This window comes from Paenibacillus sp. RC73, assembly GCF_044908085.1.
GTDB lineage: Bacteria > Bacillota > Bacilli > Paenibacillales > Paenibacillaceae > Paenibacillus > Paenibacillus terrae_A.
The window spans coordinates 111,115-117,524 of the sequence record NZ_JBIYCV010000013.1 but is presented as its reverse complement, the minus strand read 5'-3'; the positions used below and the strand labels follow the sequence as shown (position 1 = coordinate 117,524).

Annotated in this window: 3 protein-coding genes and 1 CRISPR repeat array; of the genes, 1 reads left to right on the top strand and 2 read right to left on the bottom strand. The window is 47.7% G+C overall.

Annotated elements, in window-relative coordinates:
• Positions 1-130: 130 nt before the first annotated feature.
• A CRISPR array of direct repeats spans positions 131-1,452; the repeat unit is 32 nt; unit sequence ATTTCAATCCACGCACTCATATAGAGTGCGAC.
• A gap of 393 nt (positions 1,453-1,845) precedes the next feature.
• On the bottom strand, positions 1,846-2,607 hold the full coding sequence (locus ABH897_RS24050) for an AAA family ATPase (RefSeq protein WP_283654359.1): 762 nt from the start codon (positions 2,605-2,607) through the stop codon (positions 1,846-1,848).
• Between the two features lie 213 nt (positions 2,608-2,820).
• Between ABH897_RS24050 and mprF the strand changes: the two genes are divergently transcribed.
• On the top strand, positions 2,821-5,463 hold the full coding sequence (mprF, locus tag ABH897_RS24045; RefSeq protein ID WP_283654358.1) for a bifunctional lysylphosphatidylglycerol flippase/synthetase MprF: 2,643 nt from the start codon (positions 2,821-2,823) through the stop codon (positions 5,461-5,463).
• A gap of 93 nt (positions 5,464-5,556) precedes the next feature.
• Here the strand turns inward: mprF and ABH897_RS24040 are convergent, their stop codons facing one another.
• The gene (locus ABH897_RS24040; protein WP_283654357.1) at positions 5,557-6,183 is read right to left on the bottom strand and encodes a nitroreductase family protein; all 627 of its coding nucleotides are present in this window, start codon (positions 6,181-6,183) and stop codon (positions 5,557-5,559) included.
• Positions 6,184-6,410: the final 227 nt, after the last annotated feature.

Genomic DNA, 6,410 nt, shown 5'->3' with positions numbered 1-6,410 from the left:
TCGTTGTTTTGGCATTGTAGAGATTCGCTCCTTAACATGATAGGTTTATTCTACAAGCCCTTATTTTTTCTGTCCAACTTAGTGTATCTGATCCACTTACCGATCTACTGAAAGAACAGGCAGTCGAAAAATTTCAATCCACGCACTCATATAGAGTGCGACCTTTGTTGTGTTCATTGGCTCCCTCTCTGCTCCGTTAATTTCAATCCACGCACTCATATAGAGTGCGACCCAAGACTCAATCTCATTGTCATGCATCCAAAGTAAATATTTCAATCCACGCACTCATATAGAGTGCGACGTCAGTGCCAGCAACTACCGTTACGTCCGTCTGACCGTTATTTCAATCCACGCACTCATATAGAGTGCGACACGGGGATGGGCGACTTTATGCGGAGGGTTCTTGAATTTCAATCCACGCACTCATATAGAGTGCGACTTTTATGCTGGCCGTGAAGGATTGTCGCTGGCCGAATTTCAATCCACGCACTCATATAGAGTGCGACCCACGATCGAAGTTGGCCATACCGTTCGCCTTACGATTATTTCAATCCACGCACTCATATAGAGTGCGACCGGATATCGATGCGTTGAAGGCCCGTATTGCTGCGTTATTTCAATCCACGCACTCATATAGAGTGCGACCTCAAAAGTGTACATTTGCTCAGCGAGTTCAATGTCATTTCAATCCACGCACTCATATAGAGTGCGACTGAGATTAAGAGTTTTACCATTGGGGCATCAAGATTTCAATCCACGCACTCATATAGAGTGCGACCTTAGATGGCATGTATTGCGACCTTTGCGCCGGGCTAATATTTCAATCCACGCACTCATATAGAGTGCGACGGCTAGAGAGTGACCGTAGTGATATGTTTCAAGAAATTTCAATCCACGCACTCATATAGAGTGCGACAAGGAACCACTAAAAATAGTGGTTCTTATAGAGGTTTATTTCAATCCACGCACTCATATAGAGTGCGACTTGAGCGACAGGACATTCCGCCGTATAAAGTCGATTTCAATCCACGCACTCATATAGAGTGCGACTTAAAATTGATAATGATCATGTTAATCAGACGCTTAAAATTTCAATCCACGCACTCATATAGAGTGCGACTTGGTCCGGACCTGGCAAGCTATCGGGGCAAAGACATTTCAATCCACGCACTCATATAGAGTGCGACTTAAAGCAGCGCCCTGAAAAGCTGGCTGAACTATTTCAATCCACGCACTCATATAGAGTGCGACAACAGCTTGCTCAAACGCTCGGGCTGAACCAGTTGTATTTCAATCCACGCACTCATATAGAGTGCGACTTTGTGTGAGGAGGTGGAAATATTTGGATGATACATTTCAATCCACGCACTCATATAGAGTGCGACTGCTCTATTTGATGTCGCTAGAGTGAGGATTATTGATTTCAATCCACGCACTCATATAGAGTGCGACAGCGAAAATGCAGTAATTCATACCTTAATGATATAAATTCCATACATTTTAGCAAAAAACGATGCCAAAAAGGCTTGAATCAACCATTGACTTCTACTGAAGAAAACTAATTTAATGTTTTTCGACAAATTTCGAGGTGCGAAGGATCCGGGGTTTTTATGTGAGCTTCACATTCGCACCTCATCAAAAGAGCAGTATACTCATTTTATTTTCCCTTATACATATACCATAAATGAGCATGATAACCAATAATAAGGTGCAGATCCGGTGAATATTTGAGCAAAAAGACAAAACTTCAATCTCATCTGCTTGGACCAACGTATAGGTCACCTTCTTGTAGCTAAAGTCTAAGTTGTACGAGTATGGATAGCTCTCTTGAGGTTCACCCATTCCTTATTGGGGATCTTCGAATAGCTCCTGCATCATCTTTTCCTTGTTGTTCAGAAATTGTTTCATGATGATGAAATGATCGGTTTCCTCCAGCGTCCGGGTGTCTATTCCTTCATGTGTCAGGTGGTACAGGACGGAGTCGGGATAGGCCATCAAAATCGGGGAATGCGTAGAAATGATGAACTGCGAGCCCTGCTGTACCAGCTCGTGGATACGTGCAAGCATGGCCATCTGGCGCAGGGGCGATAACGCAGCCTCTGGCTCATCCAGAATATACAGCCCCTGACCTCCAAACCGATGCAAAAATGCGGCAAAAAAAGACTCGCCATGCGACTGCTCATGCAACGATTTTCCTCCATAGGAGTCTCGGATGGGCCGGCCCCCTCCTTCCCGATCCAGCTCGTCGATATGAGTCGCCAGATTGTAGTAGCTTTCTGCACGGAAAAAGAAACCGTCCCGCGGCTTGCGGGCCCCTCTCACCAGCCGGACATACTCATGCAGCGAGGAATGCGTGGCCTGTGTAGAGAAATTAAAATTTTTGGTGCCGCCCTCCGGATTGAATCCCCACGCGACCGCTATCGCTTCCATAAGCGTTGATTTACCCACACCGTTTTCTCCAACAATATAGGTAACAGACGGGTGAAATTTCAGCTCATTCCATTGATGCATGGCTTTTAAGTTAAATGGATACCGGCTTTCGTCAGCATCCTGCGGCCACATCAGCTCCAATCGACGTACAAAAAGATCACGATCCCACATACTCATTTCCGTTCAGCTCCATTACCAAGTAAATGACTAGGTTTTCCATCATTATATTGGAATTATTTACGGCAATCAATCCAAAATCCAGCTTTCGTAACCCTTCTGTTGTTATTCAAGCGTTTAATACAGGTATAATATATAGTAGCCTATTCATGGGCATGATATCTCCGTGTATCATTCAGAATCTATTTCATTATTTTTCAGGCAGGTGAATCTATGAATTCAAATCACAAACCGATCCAATCCTTTAAAATCGTACAGTTCATGATGACCATCTACAGGCAGCGGCTGACACGTATTTTGCTTCCGCTGGCTGTATTGGCTTTTATTATATGGGAGGCCGGACGTGAGCTGAAAAGCTTCAATCTGGCACGTATGCTTCATGAGCTGCGGCGAATGGATGCTACCTTTCTCATCGAAATCGGCTTGTTCTCACTGATAGCCGTGGCCGCCATGAGCGCATACGATTACGTGATCAGGCATCATTTCAAGCTACAGGTCAAGCCCGCAGCGACATTCCGGTACGCCTGGATTTCGAACACCTTCAATAACGTCTTTGGCTTCGCTGGCTTTACAGGAGCGGGATTGCGCACGGTGCTGTACAAAAAAAGCGGCGTGCCGCTGGGAATCATCACCTCTGCGGTGGTGTTCCTTTCGCCTGTAGTCATTACCGGGCTTTCTTTGCTGGCCTGGGGCGGGATTGCCCATCTATATCCGGTACAGCCCGTGCTGGATGCTCATCCGTGGCTTCATTGGGCGTTATGGGGAATGGCGCTGTACCTGCCACTGTTCCTGATTATGCAGCGATCCAAACGGTACGCCACATGGTTCAACAAGGGAGCAGGCCAGCTTTCCTGGTTCACCATCTCCGCCTCCATCGGCGCTTCGCTGCTGGAATGGCTGCTGGCTGGCCTTACCTTTGCATGGATCGGCTCGCACTTGTTGCATGAGCTGCCGATGAATGCCGTGTTCGGCATTTATGTAATTGCCGCGATTGCCGGGCTGATCAGTCTCGCGCCGGGAGGAGTCGGTGCCTTCGATATTATTGCCCTGCTCGGGCTGCAAATGGCAGGCGCCAACTCGGATCGAGCATTGGCTGTGCTACTGGCCTTTCGCGTCTTTTATTACATCATTCCGTGGTTGATCGGCCTCGTGCTGGCTGCGCTGGAAATGATTCCGCGCAGCGAACGCCTGAGTCAACTGGCAGAGACAAGTTGGGAAACCTCTCTCAACGCTTGGCAAAAGGTATGGGGCTGGCCTGGTCAATTCCGCTTTCTGGCCGACCTGGGGGTATGGGCACTTGGCAAGCTGGTACTCATCTCCGGTGTAGTGCTCCTTCTGTCGGCGGCTACGCCTGGTCTGCTATATCGGCTGCGTTTTGCCGAGCATTTGCTCAGTCTGCCCGTCATGCGCCTGTCGCATGAAATCTCCGTCATCATCGGAATTATGCTCATGGTGCTGTCTCACGGAATATCCCTGCGCATTCGCAGAGCCCTGCGGCTGACGCTGGTACTGCTGCTTGCAGGGGCCATTTTCACCTTCATTAAAGGTCTGGATTTCGAGGAAGCTCTATTCCTGTTGTTCGTAGCGCTGATGCTGTGGATCTCGCGCTCTCGGTTTTATCGGGTTAGTGCGCCGCTGAATCGGCACAATATTTTAATCTGGGGCGGATTGTCTCTGCTCGTGACCGGTGCTTACTTTATGATTGGGGCAGGCTCCAATACTGCGTTTATGCGCAATCTGCACGCCAAGGTCCATCTGGACTTTTTTATGAATCGCAGCGATTACGGGGTTACAGCGGTGTTCAGTCTGATTTTGGCGTGGGTGTTCCTGACGGTGTATTTCTTCCTCCGTCCCCAGCGTGGAATCGGCAATCTACCTGACTCGCAAGAGCTGGATAAGCTAAAAGAATTTCTGGCAAAGCAGGGCGGCAATTTGGTTTCTCATATGCTCTTTCTCGGCGATAAATATCTGTATTGGACCAAGAACGAACAAGTGGTTATTCCCTATGCCCGCAGCCGGGACAAACTGATTGTGTTAGGTGACCCCCTCGGTCCGAAGGAACGTGTGAGCGAAGCGATTCAGGAATTTCAGCGCTTCGCAGACCGATATGCGTTAACGGCTGTATTTTATCAGGCATCACCAGAGTATTTGTCCATCTACCATGAGAACGGCTATCGGTTTTTCAAGCTGGGCGAGGAAGCGCTGGTGTCGCTGGTGTCCTTTACACTGACAGGTAAAAGCAATCAGGTGCTGCGCAGCGCCAAAAACCGCTTTGACCGCGAGGGGTACACGTTCGAGATGATCCAACCGCCTTTGGATGGAGCATTAATTGAGGAGCTTCGTCACATTTCGAATATCTGGCTGGATGGACGGAAGGAGAAGGGCTATTCGCTTGGCTGGTTCAAGGAGCCTTATCTTCAGTTAGCCCCGATTGCGCTATTAAAGGACACTGAAGGAAAGATCATCGCCTTCGCGACGATGGCCCCTGCCTATGACCGTGGACAGACGGTCTCCATAGACCTGATGCGTCATCTGCCCGATACACCGAATGGCACGATGGACTACTTGTTCACACGAGTGATCGAGTGGGCCAAAGACAGCGGGTATACAACATTCAATCTGGGCATGGCTCCGCTGTCCCAAGTAGGACAAAGCGAAAAAGCGTTGCGCGAGGAAAAACTGGCCCGGCTCGTTTTTCAATACGGAGGACATTTTTACGGCTTTCAAGGGCTTCGCCGCTTCAAGGATAAGTTCAAGCCGCAATGGGAGCCACGCTATCTGGCCTATCCAGCTTCTGTCTTTTTGCCTATTCTGACGCTGGAGCTGGTATATATGGTCTCCAAACGCTCGGATTAGGTAGAAGCATTTCTTGCAACGAAAGCATAACAAAAGGGTGTTCCCCCAACCACGACGGTTGCAGGAACACCCTTTTTATGTTAAAAATTCTTCTTAGAAGCTCCCTTTTACAACAACTTCAGATAATGGGAAGCGTCCTGATGGACGTGCTGGTACTTGTGCTTTACCTACAGAAATAAGTATGGTTGGCAGGTAACGTGCAGGAATGTTGAATTGCTCGATCAATTGCGCAGGAATGAAACCACCCATAGCGCAAGTGTCATAACCAAGCGATCTAGCAGCCAGCATAATGTTTTGTGCCGCAAAAGCAGAGTTCAGGACCGCTGCATCGCGAGCTACTTGTGCGTTTTGGTAAGCACCGTTGATTTGACCTACCAATGCGTCACGGATTTCCGCGGGCATTGTACCAGCGTCTACCGCTTGATCATAAATCACAGCGTTACGGTTCGCTTCCAGATCACCCAAAACGGCAATGGTCACAGAGCTTTCCACTACTTGCCCCTGATTGTAAGCGATAGGCAGCAACTTTTGCTTGTCAGCTTCGGTTTCAATCACGAGGAATTTCCAGTGTTGAAGATTCCAGGCAGAAGGAGCTTCTATCGCAGCTGTCAAAATAGCTTCCAGGTCTTCCTCTGGCAATTTAAAATCCTTAACATAACTTTTTACCGCATGTCTTTCACTAATGACAGACAGAGTTTCGTTTTTTTGGATACTCGACATTCTGGACACACTCCCAAGTTTCTCATATTATATATATCTGATCTTGAATCCTTATTAACTTCCCAAACTATTGTAATTATAAAAACGATAGTGAATGATGTCAATATGTTTAAGTATGACCCTGCACTCAAAATACAGTACAATATGGATAAGACATCCATATCAGCAGATGCCTGCTGATCGGACAAGACACGGTGAGTTCATTTTGTTCTTATTTGAATCCAAAA